The organism is Gammaproteobacteria bacterium (assembly GCA_017999615.1).
In the GTDB taxonomy this organism is placed as follows: Bacteria; Pseudomonadota; Gammaproteobacteria; order JAABTG01; family JAABTG01; genus JAGNLM01.
Map to the genome: position 1 here is coordinate 57,344 of JAGNLM010000009.1, position 15,119 is coordinate 72,462.

The 15,119-nt window shown below is 71.0% G+C and carries 13 protein-coding genes; 3 read left to right on the forward strand and 10 right to left on the reverse strand.

Features of this window, described 5'->3' with window-relative positions:
* Window positions 1–20: 20 nt before the first annotated feature.
* Complete coding sequence (locus tag KA217_08835; protein MBP7712552.1) at window positions 21–983, forward strand: radical SAM protein; 963 nt, start codon at window positions 21–23, stop codon at window positions 981–983.
* Here KA217_08835 and vsr read toward each other — a convergent pair.
* Window positions 959–2,209 carry a DNA mismatch endonuclease Vsr gene (gene vsr, locus KA217_08840; protein ID MBP7712553.1) on the reverse strand — a complete coding sequence of 417 codons (1,251 nt, stop codon included), beginning with the start codon at window positions 2,207–2,209 and terminating at the stop codon, window positions 959–961. The two genes, KA217_08835 and vsr, sit on opposite strands and share 25 nt — an antisense overlap.
* Window positions 2,210–2,784: 575 nt before the next feature.
* Here vsr and KA217_08845 point away from each other — a divergent pair.
* Window positions 2,785–3,108: a pyrimidine/purine nucleoside phosphorylase gene (locus KA217_08845; GenBank protein ID MBP7712554.1), complete on the forward strand. Its 324-nt coding sequence runs from the start codon at window positions 2,785–2,787 to the stop codon at window positions 3,106–3,108.
* A 15-nt stretch (window positions 3,109–3,123) separates the two neighbouring features.
* Here KA217_08845 and KA217_08850 read toward each other — a convergent pair whose 3' ends face one another.
* From KA217_08850 to KA217_08865, 4 genes are all read right to left on the reverse strand, one after another.
* On the reverse strand, window positions 3,124–3,534 hold the full coding sequence (locus KA217_08850; protein ID MBP7712555.1) for a type II toxin-antitoxin system VapC family toxin: 411 nt from the start codon (window positions 3,532–3,534) through the stop codon (window positions 3,124–3,126).
* Entirely contained in the window at window positions 3,531–3,788 is a 258-nt protein-coding gene (locus KA217_08855; GenBank protein ID MBP7712556.1) for an antitoxin, read from the reverse strand. Before KA217_08855 ends, KA217_08850 begins: the two co-directional genes overlap by 4 nt.
* A 155-nt stretch (window positions 3,789–3,943) precedes the next feature.
* A complete protein-coding gene (locus KA217_08860) occupies window positions 3,944–7,792 on the reverse strand; it encodes a DUF3683 domain-containing protein (GenBank protein ID MBP7712557.1) in 3,849 nt (1,282 codons plus the stop codon).
* Between the two features lie 38 nt (window positions 7,793–7,830).
* Entirely contained in the window at window positions 7,831–8,430 is a 600-nt protein-coding gene (locus tag KA217_08865; GenBank protein ID MBP7712558.1) for a hypothetical protein, read from the reverse strand.
* A 227-nt stretch (window positions 8,431–8,657) separates the two neighbouring features.
* Here KA217_08865 and KA217_08870 point away from each other — a divergent pair, with 227 nt between their 5' ends.
* Entirely contained in the window at window positions 8,658–9,245 is a 588-nt protein-coding gene (locus KA217_08870; protein ID MBP7712559.1) for a c-type cytochrome, read from the forward strand.
* A gap of 42 nt (window positions 9,246–9,287) precedes the next feature.
* On the opposite strand, the gene KA217_08875 is transcribed toward KA217_08870, so the two are convergent.
* The 5 genes from KA217_08875 to KA217_08895 all read right to left on the reverse strand — a co-directional run bounded on the left by KA217_08875 (window position 9,288) and on the right by KA217_08895 (window position 15,098).
* The gene (locus KA217_08875; GenBank protein MBP7712560.1) at window positions 9,288–10,487 is read right to left on the reverse strand and encodes a MiaB/RimO family radical SAM methylthiotransferase; all 1,200 of its coding nucleotides are present in this window, start codon (window positions 10,485–10,487) and stop codon (window positions 9,288–9,290) included.
* A gap of 30 nt (window positions 10,488–10,517) precedes the next feature.
* Entirely contained in the window at window positions 10,518–11,966 is a 1,449-nt protein-coding gene (locus tag KA217_08880) for a protein kinase (protein MBP7712561.1), read from the reverse strand.
* A gap of 6 nt (window positions 11,967–11,972) precedes the next feature.
* Window positions 11,973–13,229: a hypothetical protein gene (locus KA217_08885; GenBank protein MBP7712562.1), complete on the reverse strand. Its 1,257-nt coding sequence runs from the start codon at window positions 13,227–13,229 to the stop codon at window positions 11,973–11,975.
* 122 nt (window positions 13,230–13,351) lie between these two features.
* Window positions 13,352–13,822, reverse strand: a complete 471-nt coding sequence (locus KA217_08890; protein ID MBP7712563.1) for an aminoacyl-tRNA deacylase — start codon at window positions 13,820–13,822, stop codon at window positions 13,352–13,354.
* 127 nt (window positions 13,823–13,949) lie between these two features.
* Window positions 13,950–15,098 (reverse strand): thioredoxin fold domain-containing protein, encoded by a 1,149-nt coding sequence (locus KA217_08895; GenBank protein ID MBP7712564.1) that lies wholly within the window; start codon window positions 15,096–15,098, stop codon window positions 13,950–13,952.
* Window positions 15,099–15,119 lie beyond the last annotated feature (21 nt).

Below are 15,119 nucleotides of genomic sequence, written 5' to 3' on the forward strand. Positions count from 1 at the left end.
CAGGGCAGGACCACACCACTATGGACAGCGACAGCCAGGAGCACCACATCGCCTTCGGCCCCATCCCCTCCCGGCGCCTGGGACAGAGCCTCGGCATCAACCACATCCCGGCCAAGACCTGCAGTTACGGCTGCCGGTACTGCCAGGTGGGGCCGACCACGCACCGCAGCGTCGAGCCCCGGGACTTCTTCCCGCCCGAGGAGATCCTGCGGGCCGTCTCCGAGCACCTGCGGAAGGTCCGCGAGAGCGGCGGGCGGGTCGACTACCTGAGCTTCGTCCCGGACGGCGAGCCCACCCTGGACAGCCGTCTGGGGGAGAGCATCCGGGCTCTCCGGCCCCTCGGCATCCCGATCGCGGTGATCACGAACAGCAGCCTTCTCTGGCGCGAAGAGGTCCGCGCCCGGCTCGCCGACGCGGATCTGGTCTCGGTCAAGGTGGACACGGTGGACGAGGACGCCTGGCGGCGGGTCGACCATCCCCACGGCGCGCTGTCCCTGCCCGTCATCCTGCAGGGGATCCGGGACTTCGCGCACGGTTTCCGCGGCAAGCTCTACTCGGACACGATGCTGATCGCGGGGGTCAACGACGACGAGGACCGGGTCACTGCGACCGCCGATTTCCTCGCCGAGATCCACCCGCACACCGCCTACCTCGCCGTGCCGGTGCGCCCCACTGCGGCGTCGGCGGTCCGGGGCGCGGACGCGCCCGCCCTCGCGCGGGCACGGGCCATCTTCCTGGAGCGCCTGCCGCGGGTCGAGGTGCTCGCCGGGCACGAGACCCAGGACTTCGCCCACAGCGGCGACGCCCGCTCCGATCTCCTCGCCATCACGGCCGTGCACCCCATGCGGGAGGTGGCCGTGCGTCGCCTGCTCGCCCAGGACCACGCCGACTGGGGCCTGGTGGAGTCCCTCCTTGCCGAGGGCGCCCTCGAGGTCCTGGAGCGCGACGAACTGCGCTTCTACCGCCGGCGGCTCCCGCGCTGACGGTCACCCCGGGCACCCAGCACGATGGCGGCCACCTGTGCGGCGACCTCCTGAGGGCTGCGTTTCACATCGCCTTCCCACACCCGCAGCACGGTCCAGCCCTCATCCTCCAGCAGAGCAGCATTCTCCGCGTCCCGCTCCCGGTTGTAGGCGATCTTCGCCGTCCAATACGACGCATTGCCGCCCTTTGCGAGACGAGCCTCTCGCAGCTCCCAGTCGCGCCCATGCCAGAAATCGCCGTCGATGAACACAGCCACCCGTGCAGGCGGGAAGACCAAGTCGGGGCAGCCGTGAAGTTCGCGCCGGTGCAGCCTGTATCGCAGGCCCAGTCTCCAGAGGCGCCGTCGCAGCAGGAGCTCGGCCGCCGTGTCCTTGCTCCGATTCGCGCTTTTTGCCCTGGATGCAGGAGCCGACGAGGAGACCAATCCGTTGGATGCCCGCGTCCGTTGAAAATCGAGGCGGTACTCGCCCACGCTGGTCTTCGACCGCAGGATGTTCTTGCACTCGATGGCGATATCAGCCCCACCCCGGAGCGCGACCAACACGTCAGGCCCACCTTCGGCCCTCAGGCGACGGCAGGTGGAGGTCTCCGGGTAGGTTTGCAGCGTCCGGACCAAGTGTTCCTCGGCGACCCAGCCGCGGACGGCCATCTTGAGTCGCGGGGCGCTCTGGATCAGGTCCAGGATCTCCGTTTCGCTGAGCTGGAGCTTCTTCGCCAGCCCGTGCAAGTTGTCAGGCGGCAGCTTCGGAGTCCGACCGTGCACCATCGCCAGACCCTCATGAACCGAAAGACTCGCCAGTTTCTCGGCCAGCAACTGACGGTACCCCGCGTCGAGCCCCTTAGCTGCCCGCTCCATACGGACGTAGCGGAGAAAGGCCCCCGGTAGCCCTCCGACGAGCACCTCCACGGGCTGGGCGATGCCCCTGACACTCCGGCTTGCTCGCTCCCAGGCGGCCCAGCCGTGCCGCCGGATCAGCTCTACATGCTCGTCCTTGAGCTCAATCGAGATGAAGAATCGCGTGGGACTGTGCAGGACGGGATCGGCACCTACGAAGCAGCCTTCCACAGGGTCGATGCCGACAAGAACCGTCGTGTAGAGCTCGTACGGGTCCTGCCAGAGCACATGGAGCTCGGACGTATTAGGCCCGTATTTCAGGCTGGAACCGTCGCTCGTCGGGTGGTCGGTTTTTCGTCTGCCGTCGATTGGCCAGGAACGCGCACGCAATCACGCCCATTCGCTCGCCGTCCGGTGCCTCAAAGGAAATCCGAAACGGAGCTTCGTCTGGAACCGAGCAGTGCAGGACGCGACAACCACTGGCTTCGAGAGCCCCGGTCATGAACGACAGCAGAGGCTCTCGGTCCCGCCGGCTGACTGAGTATCGAGAGTAGTCCAGCATCCCCCGGCCCCTCCCCGCTAGCGGGAGACCAGCGACGGGGCTGTCCTCAAGCTTGCCCGTCTGCCTTTTCCGGTTCCCGGATGAGGGGCATGGACCCCCGCGAGGTACCAGTACTTTTCGGGCACGGCATTGCTGTCAGGCGACACGACAAACTGACCCCCTGACGACACGAGAAATTGCCCCCCTTCGCGGAAGGAAGGTCCAAGTGCACGAAGCGGTTGCGCAATCTCACCGGCCCGAGTGGAACGACGGGGGCAGGCGATGCAGACGCCTGAGGAGGTCCGGGCGATGCTCAAGCTGGCGTCGCTGGGTTGGGGTGCCAAGCGCATCGCCCGGGAGATGGGGCGCCGCCGCCCGGTCTCTCCTACAATCGGGGCCTTCCTTAGCCACCCCGGGTCACACCATGTCCACGCTCGACAACGTCACCGTTCTCCCCAAGGCCAACGTCTACTTCGACGGCAAGTGCGTCTCACACACCGTCGAGCTCCCCGACGGCACGAAGAAATCGGTGGGGGTCATCTTCCCGTCGATGCTCACCTTCCGCACCGGGGTGCCGGAGCTCATGGAGACCGTGGCGGGTGACTGCCGCGTGCGGATCGAGGGCGAGAGCGAGTGGCGTACCTACGGGGCGGGCGAATCCTTCCGCGTTCCCGGCAACACCCGCTTCGACATCGAGGTGGCCGGCGCACCCTATCACTACGTCTGCCACTTCCTGCCGGCGGAGTAAGGCGATCAGCGCCGCTCAGGGCAGGAAGTCTTCGGGGCGGCTGCCGGCGAGGAGTCCGTCGACCGCCCGGAAATGGCCGTCGTAGGTGAACAGGGCGAATCCGTGCTCGAGTGCCGTCGCTGCAATCCAGAGGTCGTTGGTGGGGATGGGCTGTCCCTTGCGCCGCAGGGCCGCGAAGACCGAGGCGTAGAACCCTGCAGTCGCCTCGCTAACCGGCAACACGACAACCCGGGGAGACTCGAGAAAAGCGGCCAACTCGGCCCGGTTACGCTCGGCTCGAGCCCCGAGGACGAAGCCGCCGAGCAACTCACCGAGCACGACCGTGCTCACCCCCAGGAAATCGGCCATCTGCACGATGTCCCGCGCGCCCGGCTCGCCCCGCTTGAACGCGGCGTAGGCATTGGTATCGACCAGGATGCGCTTCATCGCCAGAGCGATTCGTCAATCTGCTCGAAGGCCGCGAGGGCGTCGGCAAACTCCCGGGCGTCCGTCTCGGACCAGGTCCCGGCCAGATGGTCCAGGTCATGGTGCCGCTCGCCCCGGCTTCTCGGCACCAGCCCGAGCCCCCGGCGCAGCAGTTCCAGGGCATGGCGGTTGACGCTCACGCCCCGGGACTGCGCCGCCTGCTTCAGGCGGGCTGAGGTCTCTTCATCGAGTCCCCGGAGGGTCAGGTTGGACATGCCATCACTCTATAGCCTCAGAATGATTGCACATCATGCCAACACCCCCCGCAGGAGACAAGCCGGCAGCGGGGCAGGCGGGAACTCCACCCATTGGCCAGCCCCTTCAGGTGGATGTCCCTGAGGTCCGTGGGGCCGGGGGTGATCGACAGCCGCTAGAGCAGCACCCGCTCGATCCCGCCGCTCTTCACGCGCTCGAGGAACCGCTCTTGCCAGTCCTCGCCCAGGCGGTAGCGGGCGAGCTCGGTGACGATGTAGTCGGGCTCGAGGTCCACCTCGTCCCGGTAGCGCGACAGCCCCTGCAGGCAGCCCGGACAGGTCGTGAGGACCTTGAGCCGGCCGGTCTGGCCCTGCTGGTCGAGGCGGGCGATGCCCTTCTCGATCTCCTCCTGCTTGCGGAAACGCACCTGGGTGGCGATGTCGGGACGGGAGATCGCGAAGCTGCCGGCCTCGCCGCAGCAGCGGTCCGTGAGCACCACCGGCTGGCCCATCAGCTTGCTCGCCAGCGCGACGGCGTTCTGGGTCGTGATCGGGGTGTGGCAGGGGTCGTGGTAGAGGTAGCGCACCCCTTTCACCCCGTCGAGCGCCACGCCCTTCTCGGCCAGGTACTCGTGGATGTCGAGCAGCCGGGAGCCCGGGAAGATCTGCTGCAGCTGGTAGGTCTGCAGCTGCCCCAGGCAGGTCCCGCAGGAGACCAGGACGGTCTTGATGTCCAGGTAGTTGAGCGTGTTGGCCACGCGGTGGAAGAGCACCTGGTTGCCGGTCGACACGCGGGTCGCGGTCGCCTTGTCGCCCCCCGCCGCCTGGGGGTAGCCGCAGCAGAGGTAGCCCGGTGCGAGCACGGTCTCGACCCCGAGCTCGTAGAGCATCGCGAGCGTGGCGAGGCCCACCTGGCTGAAGAGCCGGTCCGAGCCGCAGCCCGGGAAGTAGAAGACGCCCCCCGACTCCTCGCTCGCCCGGGCCGGGTCGCGCAGGATGGCGACGTAACGCTCGTCCTCCACCCCGAGGAGCGAGCGCATGGGCTGGCTCGGGACGCTCGCCGGCATGGGGCGCTTGACGAGGTGCACGACCTGCTCCCGGATGCCGGGGGCCCCGGTGGTCGCCGGCGGCAGCGCGCCCTTGCCGGTCCACTGGAGCTTCGAGGCCAGGGTCGTGGCGAGGCGCTGGGTCGCGTAGCCCCACTCGATGAGCCCCTTGCGCAGCACCTTCACCGCGCCCGGGGTGCTCGCGTTCAGGAACTTCATCGAGACCCAGGTCCCGGGGCTGAACCGCTTCTGCCCGCGGGCCTTGAGGATCTCCCGCATGCGCACGGTGACCTCGCCGAAATTGATGTCGACGGGACAGGGCTTCTCGCACTTGTGGCAGATGGTGCAGTGCTCGGCCACGTCGTTCATCGCGGCGAAGTGGTGCAGCGAGATCCCCCGCCGGGTCTGCTCCTCGTAGAGGAAGGCCTCGATGATCTGGCCGGTGGCGAGGACTTTGTTGCGCGGCGAATAGAGCAGGTTCGCCCGCGGCACGTGGGTGGTGCAGACCGGCTTGCACTTCCCGCAGCGCAGGCAGTTGCGGACCATGTCGTTCAGCTCGCCGAGCTCGCTCGCCTCGAGCAGCAGGGCCTCCTGCTGCACCAGGCGCAGACTGGGGGTGTAGGCGTTCGCCAGCCCCGAGCCCACAGCGAGCTTGCCCCGGTTGAAGCGGCCCTCGGGGTCGACCTCGGCCTTGTAGCGGGCGAAGGCCTCCAGCACCTCGGGGTCGGCGTAGGCCATCTTGGTGAGACCGATCCCGTGCTCGCCGGAGATCACGCCCCCGAGGGAGCTGGCGAGCTCCATCACCCGGTCGACGATCCGGTCGGCCTCGCGCAGCATCTCGTAGTCGTTCGAGAACACCGGGATGTTCGTGTGCACGTTGCCGTCGCCGGCGTGCATGTGGGTCGCCACGAACAGGCGGCTCGAACGGATCTCCGCGTGGATCGCGTCCAGGCGCCGGCGCACGCCGTCGAACTCCCGCCCCTGGAATACCTCCTTCAGGGGGCGCTCCACCTCCTGGCGATAGGAGACCCGCAGGTCGCGGCGCTGCAGGAGGTCGAAGAGCCGGTCGCCCTCGCGCATGCGCTCGCGCACCGCCGGCTCCAGCAGGTCGGAGAGCGACGCCGCGGGCACGTCCAGGTGGTCGAGGAAGGTGCTCCAGCGCGTGCGGACCCGGGCCAGGGCCTCGCGGGCCGCGCCGCGCTTCGCCGCGAGGATCGCGTCGGCCTCGGCGCTGGCCTCGAGGTCGGGCGTCTCGCGCAGCTCCGGCATGTCGCCCGCCAGGTAGGCGTCGACGGCGTCCACCATGCGCAGCTTGTTGCGCGCGGACTGCTGGATGTTGATGCGCTCGAGGCCGTCGCTGTAATCGCCGAGGCGCTCCAGCGGGATGACCACGTCCTCGTTGATCTTGAAGGCGTTGGTGTGCGCGGCGATGGCGGAGACGCGCGAGCGCTCGTGCCAGAAGCGGTGTCGCGCCTCGGCGCTCACCGCGACAAACCCCTCGGCGGCGCGGGCGTTGGCGAGCTTCACCACCTGGGAGGCGGCCCGCGCCACGGCGTCCTCGTCGTCGCCGGCCACGTCGAGCAGCAGGACCATCTTCGGCCGGTCGGGCCGCGGGGCCTTCGTGGTGTAGCGCACCGCGCGCACGTAGCGCTCGTCCATGTGCTCCATGCCGGCGCAGAACACACCCGGCTCCTGGTCGAGGAACCGCTTGGTCTCGACGATCGCCGGCACCGCATCCTTGACCGTGCCGAAGAATTCGAGGCAGACCGTGCGCAGGTGCTTCGGCTTCGTGTGCAGGACGAACACCGCCGAGGTGATGAGCCCGTCGCAGCCTTCCTTCTGCACCCCGGGGAGACCACCGAGGAACTTGTTGGTGACGTCCTTGCCGAGGCCCGGGCGGCGGATCTCGGCCGCGGGGATGCGCAGCACCCTGGACTCGCCCTGGGGCGCGCGCCCGTCGGACCGGTAGCGGGTTACCCGGAACTCACCGTGCCCCAGGTCGTGGATCTTGCCGAGGTTGTGGTTCAGGCGCTCGACCTCGAGCCAGGCCCCGTCGGGCATCACCATGCGCCAGGAGACCAGGTTGTCGAGGGCGCAGCCCCAGGCCACGGCCTTCTTGCCCCCGGCGTTCAGCGAGATGTTCCCGCCGATGGTGGAGGAGTCCTGGGAGGTCGGGTCCACCGCGAAGACGTAACCCGCGGCGTCCGCCGCCTCCGCCACCCGCTTGGTGACCGCGCCGGCCCCGACCCGCACGATCGGCACGGGCCGATCGACGCCCGGGATCGGCCTGAGCTCCGGGCGGCCCACCGCATCCAGCTTTTCGGTGTTGATGACGGCGGTCTCGGCGTAGAGCGGCACCGCCCCGCCCGTGTAGCCCGTGCCGCCGCCACGCGGGATGACGGTCAGCCCGCTCTCGACGCAGGCCGCGATCACCCGCGGGACCTCCTCTTCGGTGTCGGGGGCCACGACCACGAACGGGAGCTCCACCCGCCAGTCGGTGGCGTCCGTGACGTGGCACACGCGCGCGTAGCCGTCGAACTGGACGTTGTCCTTGCGGGTCACCCGGGACAACCGGCGCATCGCCTCCCGGCGCAACTCCTGCTGCCGCCCGAGCCAGCTCTCGAACCGGCCCACGGCCTCGCGGGCGCTCGCCGCCAGCTGGAGCGCGAGCGTGTTGCCGGAGGCCCGGGCCACGATCTGGTCGAGCCGGTGGTGCAGGGCGTGCACGAGCGAGGCCCGGCGCTTCGGGCTCTCCAGCATGTCGTCCTGGATGAAGGGATTGCGCTGGATGACCCACATGTCACCCAGGACCTCGAAGAGCATCCGCGCCGACCGCCCGGTGCGGCGCTGGCCGCGGAGCTCGTTCAGCACCTCCCACATGGGCTCGCCGAGGATCCGGATGACGATCTCCCGGTCCGAGAACGACGTGTAGTTGTACGGGATCTCGCGAATGCGAGGAGCCTCGACGGTTTCGTTCATCTGGATTGACCTCGAAGGGTCGCGGGCGGAGCCCGCGCTTACCAGGGGGCGACCTGGTTCATGAAGTTCAGCGGTCGGCCGACGTCGCGCGAGAGCAGCCCCATGCTGATCGACATGCTCTTCATGTGCTCGCTCATGGCAGCCGTGTTGGCCACCATCGGATCGAGCGCGTGCAGACGGCCCGCCATCACGGCCATGTGGGCTTCCATGCGGTCCATCTCAGAGACCATGGCGCCAGTGTTGCCTGCCATGACCCCGGTGTCTCCCTTCATCGCTGCCACCTGCTGGTCCATGGCGCGCAGGTCGTTGCCCATCCCCGCGACGGTGGCGCTCATGCCCGAGATGGTCTCGACCAGCTGGTCGATGCTCTGGGAAACCGCCCCCAGGTGCCGGTTCATCTGCAGGTCCACGTTGGCCGAGAGCGCGCGGATGTCCCGCACGAGGACGTACGCGAGGACCAGCCCGGAGGCGGCGAGCGCGAAGAAGGAGAGGAGGGATGCGTAGACCACGATCTCGAAGCGGCGCGTCCCGGGCTCCGGGAGCCCGGCGAAGGGCCTCGCGCGGGCCTCGAGAGCGCCACCCTGCGGCGCGGGTGAAGCTGCCTCCGAACGGCTCGTATCGGTCTGGATGTGTGCCATGGGGTATCCGGGTGGCGCCGCCCGCTGCCACCTGTCGTTCGATCATGCCAACAGGCCCCGGCGACTACAAGGCGAGCGGCGCGGTTCGGTCCCCGGCGGACCGGTCCCCGCGGGGGGGCGGGAGACGGCCCACCGGGAGAAATGTTGCCCCAGGTCAAAGACATGCCGGGGGACATGATTCACGTTGCCGATGCCATTCGGACGACCGGGGGTCAGGGAGGTTTTCGATGCGCAACAAGAAGCTGTCTGGAGCGATCGCCGTGGGCGCCCTCGTCGCGAGCGCCTCGGTCATGGCCGCCGTGAGCGACGGGACGGTGGTCTCCAACACCTGCAGCGGCTGCCACGGCACGAACGGCGCCAGCGTCGGCGCGACGCCCAACATCGGGGGTCTCCCTGAGGCCTACCTGGCCTCGACCATGGCCGCCTACAAGGACGGCACCCGCTTCGCCACGGTCATGAATCGCGTGGCCAGGGGCTACGACCAGGGGCAGCTCCTGGACACCGCGAAGTTCTTCGCGGCCAAGCCCTGGGTCCCGAGCAGCTCGACGGGTAACGCCAAGCTCACCGAGCGGGGCAAGCAGGTCCACGGGGCCAGCGGCTGCGCGGGCTGCCACGGGGCGAACGGGGTAGCGCTGGTGCCGACCTTCCCACGCATCGCCGGACAGGCGGCGGATTATCTCCGCTTCCAGATGCGCGACTACAAGGACGCCGGCAAGCCGATCCCGCCCGCCGCCACGCCCATGCGCGGGATGCTCGCCGCGGTGAGCGACGAGGACATCGAGGCGCTCGCCGCGTTCTACGCCGGGTCCCGGTAGGCACGGGGCCTCGCCCCTGCGGGAACCGGCGGCCGACAGCCGTCAGCCGCGGTCCGCCAGGGTCTCGGGGGTGACCTCGACCTCCGTCAGCTCGCCCTCGGGGACACCGGGGACCCGCAGCCGGAGGTAGTTCGTGGTGAGACCCGTCCCGTCGGTCTCGGCGAGCACGTGGGCACGCCTGCCGAGCTGGGAGCGGACGAATGCCGCCCGGGTCCGATCGCCGAGCCGGCGCAGCTCGCCGGCCCGCGCCTTGCGGACCGCTACCGGTACCTGCCCGGGCATGCTCGCTGCCGGCGTGCCCTCGCGCGCGGAGTACGGGAAGACGTGAAGCCGGGCGAAGCCGACCCCCTGCGCGAGCCGCAGGGTCTCGGCGTGCTCGCCGGGGGTCTCCCCGGGCAGTCCTGCGATCAGGTCCGCCGTGAGGGCCGCGTCGGGGCGCGTGCGCCGGGCCGCTTCCACCGCCGCGAGGACCTCCGGGACGCCGTGGCCGCGCTCCATCCGCGCCAGCACCGCCGGCGAGCCACTCTGCACGGACAGGTGCAGGTGGTCGCAGACCCGCGGGTCGGACCAGGCGTCGAAGAAGGCCGGCGTCAGGTACTGGGGGCCGAGCGAGGAGAGCCGGATGCGCGGGACGCCCGTCTCCCTGAGGAGCCGCTCGAGCAGTTCCGGCAGCCGCGTCCCGCCGGGCCGGCGCGTCGTCGCGCAGCCCCAGGCGCCCAGGTTCACGCCGGTGAGCACGACCTCGCTCACCCCGCGCGCCTCGGCCTCGGCGACCTGGCGCACCACCGCGGCCGCCGACAGGCTCACGTGCGGACCCCGCGCCACGCGGGTGATACAGAAGGCGCACCGCTCGTCGCAGCCGGTCTGCACCACCACGGGCAGGCGCGTGCGGGAGGTGAGCGGAAAGGGCAGGTCCTCGCCGCTCGCGCGGAAGTGGGCGAGGAGCTCCGCGTCGTCGGCGAAGACGAGCGCCTCCGGCATCGCCGCCCGCCAGCGCTCGGCGTCGACCCGGGCCGAGCAGCCCAGCACCACGAGCCCACGGTGGGCGCGGGCCACGCCGTGGGCCGCCTGCCGGGACTTGCGGTCCGACTCCCCGGTCACCGTGCAGGTGTTCACCAGCACCCACTCGGCCTCCTCCTCCGAGGCGGCCCGCTCGTGGCCGGCGCGGGCGAGCGCCCCCGCCAGCCGGGCGGAGTCCAGCTGGTTCAGCTTGCAGCCGAGCGTGCGGATGAAGAACTTCACGGCTGCACAGCATAGCCGCTCGGGAAGGACTCAGGCCCCGGGGTCGATGGAGTAGAGCAGCGCCTGCAGGAGAAGACCCACCTCGCGGGGGCTGCGGGCGTCCACTTCGAAGACCGGTGGGGGGCGGGTCCTTGCCCGGGGAGAGTGGCGCCTGAGGTGCGCGTGGTACTCGGCCACCCCGGGGCGCGCCAGATAGTCCGTGTGCGTCACCGCCACCCCCGCACCCGCACCGGCCGGGAGCTGCTCGAGGAAAGGGAGCCCCAGGCCCAGGTCCCGGAAGGGCTCCTCCGACCGGTTGTCCGCCAGGAACACCAGCCCGAGCACACCCCGGTCGACCGCCGCCGCCAGCGCCCGGGCCTGGCGCGGGAGCTCGATGCCGTAGAGGTGCAGCTGCCCCCCGGGCAGCAGGAGCAGCCGGCCGTAGCTCAGGACCTCCCCGGGCGGGGCCTGGGACCCGAAGGCGAAGCGGGCGTCCCGGGTGGCCAGGGGCCCGTCGCAGAGGGCGGCCATCGCCGAGCGCTTGCCGGCGCCCTCGGTCCCCACGAACAGCAGACGGTGGTGCAGCTGCAGCCCCCCCGTCGCCTGGCCGCCGGCCCGCTCCCCCGCCTCGGCGCCCAACCGCGCCAGCACCTGGCCGACCGACCGGGGGCGGTCCTCGGGGCGCAGCGCGGTCATCCAGTCCACCAGCTCCAGCAACTCCCGCGTGTAGCGCCCGCGGCCGATGACCCTGGCCGGGCGCATGGGCTCGCCACGCCCCTCGGCGAGCGCGCCCTGACGGACGCGGGCGTCGGTGGGCAGCCGCCCCGAGATGCAGCGGTAGAGGGTCGCCCCGAGGGCGTACAGGTCCGAGGCCGGCCCCACCGGCCCGCGGTGGCCGTACTGCTCGATCGGCGCGTAGCCATGGGTGAGGACGTTGGCCGAATCCCGGCTCGGCCCCAGCTCCACCTCCGCGGCCCCGAAGTCGAGCAGGCAGGGTGGGCCATCCTCGCGCAGCAGGATGTTGCTCGGCTTGATGTCCCGATGCAGGAAGCGCTTGCGGTGCACCTCCCGCAGGCCCTCGAGGACCGGCACGACGACCCGGCGCAGCCAGGCCTCGTCGGGGGGCGTCTCGGACCGCTGCAGCCAGTCCGCCAGGCTGGACCCCTCTTCGAAGTCCATGACCATGTAGGCGGTGCCGTTCCCGGTGAGGTAGCGCCAGACCCTCACGATGTTCGGGTGGCGGAACCGGGCGAGCACCTGCCCCTCACCGACGAAGCGGCTCTTCATCCAGTCGAAGACGGGGGCGTTCTCGGCGTTGCTGGCGACGACCGTCCCGTCCTCCCCGCGCCGCACGAGCTGGCGGGGGAAGAACTCCTTCAGCGCCACCGCCATCCCCAGGTGGGTGTCGGTGGCCCGATAGGTGATGCCGAAGGCACCGACACCGAGCACCTGTTCGATGCGGTACTCCTGGACCATCACGCCCGGGGCCAGCTGGGACACGGCGGCTCAGCGCCCCACCAGGCCGCGCAGGCGCGCCGAGACCACCCCGAGCAGCGGGCGGCTCGCCGCCGGGCCGGGCGCCTCCGGCTGGAAGAGCCGGTCCGAGGCCCGGCGGGCCTGGCCGGCAAGGCCGACCGCGTGCGCGGCCCCGTAGAACGCGAAGACGTGGCGCTGGGGAACGGCGAGGACCTCGACGGTGAAGGCGAGCGACACCGCCTGGGCCAGCCACAGGGACGCGACCCGGGCGGCCTGGGGCACCGCCGGGATACGCGTCAGGTTCGGCCATCGCGCCAGATAGACGCGGCCGTGCACGGCGGTGCCGGCGGGGAGCCGCCCCCGGTACGTCCACAGGGCCATCTGCCAGAGGAAGGCCTCGGCGCTCTCCCAGTGGGTGCGCTCCACGGGCGCTCCGCGGGCCCCCTCCGGGGGCGCGGGCTCGACCCGGGGCGGCTCGGGCAGGCGCTCGGCCTGGCAGAGCTCCCAGAGCGCCTGGCGGGGCAGGTCGGTGCCTACGGCCGCCCCCTCCTCCTCCACCCGCAGGGCGTGCTCGCCCAGGCGCAACACCCAGGCCCCGCCGCTGGCTGCCGCACGCGCGACGACCATCCGGCAGGCACCGAGGAAGCGCTCGTCGGTGTCCAGGAAGAGACCAGCGACGGCCCCCGGGTCGGCGAGGTCCACGTCCTCGGCATCGCCGCAGAGCTCCGTCGCGCTCGGCGTCTCGGCCCCGGTGGCGACGGAGTCCACGCGCTCGGTGAGCGGGTCCGGGCCCCGGCGCGCGAGGGCCACCGTGCTCTCCCAGGGCGTGTGCCACGCCGCGTGCGGGCCCTCGTCCCCCGCACGGGCCGGCGGGACCTGTCGGGCACGGGGGGCGGGGCGCCCGCGATTCGGGGAGACCGGGGTGGGCGCCGGGTGCGCTCCCTCCCCGTCCGTCAGGCTCGCCAGCTCGGCCAGCAGCAGGCTCGGCCCGACGGGCTTCAGCAGGAACCGGTGGTCCGGCGGCGCGGCACCGGGGTCCGCCCCCAGGAAAAGCACCGGGACGGCAGGGGCGCGCAGGTGGTAGGCCTGCCACGCGGCCCGCGCCCCCTCCGCGTCCAGGTCCACCAGCAGGACCTCCGCGGCCGGCGCCTCCACCAGGGTGCACGCGCCCTCGCCCGCCGCGTCGAAGAGTGCGGCGAAGCGCTCGCGCACCCGCTCCGGTGCGCCCAGGATACCGACGCGAAGCGGACTGTCCGGCGCCGGCGGAGACCCTGTCTGCGTATCCATCCCGGCTGCCATCGGCCCCGCGGGGAAAATCTTCAGACGGCGGCGCCGGCGCACCGGCGCACGGACAGGCCGAAAGGGTTGGCGGAGGGGGCGGCGGAGGCGGAGGCGGAGGTGGGCGTGCCCTACAGGTGCACGCTGAAGCGTGGGACCTTGTGGCCGTACATGAGAGCGCGGAACTGGCGGCCGGACATCTGCACCAGGCTCTGGTGGTCGCCCGCCTCGAGGAAGAGCTCCGGCAGCTCGAAGAGCGCCTCGTCGACGACGGTGCGCACCCCGTAGGCGGGCCCGAAGGGCGGCACGGCGCCCACCTCGCAGTCCGGGAAGAGGCTCGAGAGGTCCTCTTCGGTCACCAGACCCAGGTGCCGGCCGAGGCTCTCGTCGAGCCAGGCCAGCTGGATGTGGTGGGTGGCGGGAACGAGCGCCATCAGGTAGCCCTGCTCGTCGGCGAGCACCACGGCCTTGGCGAGGTAGTTGCCCCGCACCCGAGCCAGGTGGGCGGTCTCCCAGCTCGCGTGCGTGTGCGGGTGGGTGACCAGGTCGTACTCCACCCCCTTGACCCGCAGGTACTCTTCGACCGTTGCTGCGATTGCCATGAGCAAATCCTCGTCTGCGCCTTGCGCAGGGGCGTAGAGAGTATAGCTCCCGCCCCCGCGGCCCGGACGTTCGCCCCGGGGGCCGAGACGGGCCCCTGCGCGGACCCTGGCACCCATGTCCGCGCGGCTACGGAGAAGCCACCGGCAGCGAGGGGGGCGTCGGGGACTCGGGGGAAGGCGGGGACACAGGCGAGGGCGGAATCGCTGGCGGCGCCGGCAGCCCCGGGGGGGGCGTGCGCCCGGCACGGTCCTCGCGCCAGCGTTGGAAGTACGGCTGAGACAGGTAGTCCTTGCTCAGGACGAAGTCGAGGACGGAGGCCAGGCGGTGGAAGCGGACCACCGAGTCGACCCGGATGATCTCCCGGCCGCTCTCGTCGAAGAACAGCACGGTCGGGGGGTAGAACAGGCCCAGATCCTGTGCCCACTGACTGGCAGTCACCCTCCGACCGTCCGGGGTCACGATGGGCGTCCCGGACCGCATGTCGAGCTGGACCACCTCGAACTGCTCGAGCACCTGGCGGATCCTGGGGTCCCGGAGCTGCTCGGAGTGCAGGATGTCGCAGGCGTGGCACTGGGGCTGCTCGAAGAACACCGCGAGGGGACGCTCCGCCGGGAAGCGGGACCGGTCGAGCAGATAGGGAGGCCGTGCGAACAGGGGGTCGTCCACCAGGTCTTCGGGCTCGAACCGCAGGTTGGGCTCGGCGCGGGCCAGGTAGTCGCGAAAACCGATGCGTCCGTAGTGCCCGTCCGCGACGTATTGCAGCGCGGCCCCGAAGTCGTAGGGCGGGTAATAGCCCCGCAGGCGGAACACCTCCTCGCCCCGCTCGTCGTAGAAGATCAGGGTCGGCGTGAACTGGGCCTTCTCCCGCTCGGCGAACGTCTTGCTGGACAACCGCTCGCCCCGGGTGTCCACGACTTCCACGTCGCTCCAGATGTCGATGGGCACGACGTCGAAGTGCCGGCGCGTGTAGGCGACGATGTCCCCCTTGGCGAAGTTGACCTCCAGGAGGGCCTGGCAATAGGCGCAGTCGCGCTGCCCGAAGTAGACGACCAGCCTGCGGCCCTCGGCGGCCGCCTCCTGCACGTCCTCCCGCAGGTCGAGAAAGCTGTGTTTGAACCAGTCCGGGTACGCCATCTCGCGGGACCCCGGGCCGTCCTGGAAGGACGGGGTGTCAAACGGGTCGACTCCCGCCGGCCCCGCGGCAGCGAGGGGACCAGGGGCCAGGGAGATCGCCAGGACGGCGGGGATCAGGCGGGTCCAGAGGTGGGCAGACATGGCGCTGGACTCGAGGGGGCG